The sequence below is a fragment of the Bartonella sp. AA86SXKL genome, from assembly GCF_042196885.1.
Genome location: NZ_JBHIRE010000345.1, coordinates 1 through 700, shown reverse-complemented (window position 1 = coordinate 700; position 700 = coordinate 1). Strand labels below are relative to the sequence as shown.

The following is a 700-nucleotide window of genomic DNA, read 5'->3' as shown; positions in this document are numbered from 1 at the left end:
GCTAAGCCCAGCGGTACGCTCCCCCTGATAAACATTGCCTCCGATACCTTTATTATAAAGATCGAGTGCTTGCGCACTGGCTTTTTTAAAGATCTCTGCTACCCAAGCGGGTGGTGAATTTGTTTGTGTTGTTGTTTGCACTTGAGGTTTTGTTTTTCTACTCATGGGTTTAGAACCTTTCTGTAATGAATAAGATTACGGGAATATCCGTGATGGCTAAGCATTTTAGACCATCCAGATCTTCCAAACATATGTATTTCCTCAGCATGGATTGTTCGCGCCCATTCTTCGACTTTATCGATCAATTTGACCAATTCCAGTCCTCCCTCTCCAGCCAAATCTGAAAGGACGACGCGTTTTTTTCCCGTATGGGTTCTTTCAACTTTGGTAATCGCAAAAGCACTAAATTGGGTTTTATTTTTTAAGACAAGCCAGAATTGTGCTTGCCCTGTAGCGAGTTCCTCAGCAATTGTTGCCAAACAGACATCATCGGGAAAGCGTTGCGCATATTTATTCAGTGCGGCATTGAGTGCCTCTTGATAGTGCGCAATTTTTTGCCATGACCATTTTTCTGTAAGATGAGCAGAATAAGAATTTTGTCTCTCGCATCGCCGTGTCATAACTTTGGCTTTTTCCGTTTTTTTGTTACGAATCTTTTCACCCTTTCACAGCAAATCCTCAACAAAGATTTATCTTTTCC

Annotated in this window: 1 protein-coding gene and 1 pseudogene; both read right to left on the bottom strand. The window is 41.7% G+C overall.

Annotated features, from left to right (window positions below; translation table 11 throughout):
• Positions 1-165: pseudogene (locus ACFIO5_RS11925) on the bottom strand (tail fiber domain-containing protein); the annotation flags it as partial.
• Complete coding sequence (locus ACFIO5_RS11920) at positions 162-620, bottom strand: hypothetical protein (RefSeq protein ID WP_375705524.1); 459 nt, start codon at positions 618-620, stop codon at positions 162-164. The gene ACFIO5_RS11920 and the pseudogene ACFIO5_RS11925, both read right to left, overlap by 4 nt.
• Positions 621-700: the final 80 nt, after the last annotated feature.

Coding starts and splice junctions, on each gene's coding strand:
- ACFIO5_RS11920 (WP_375705524.1), bottom strand. CDS start 620: ATGACACGGCGATGCGAGAGACAAAATTCTTATTCTGCTCATCTTACA.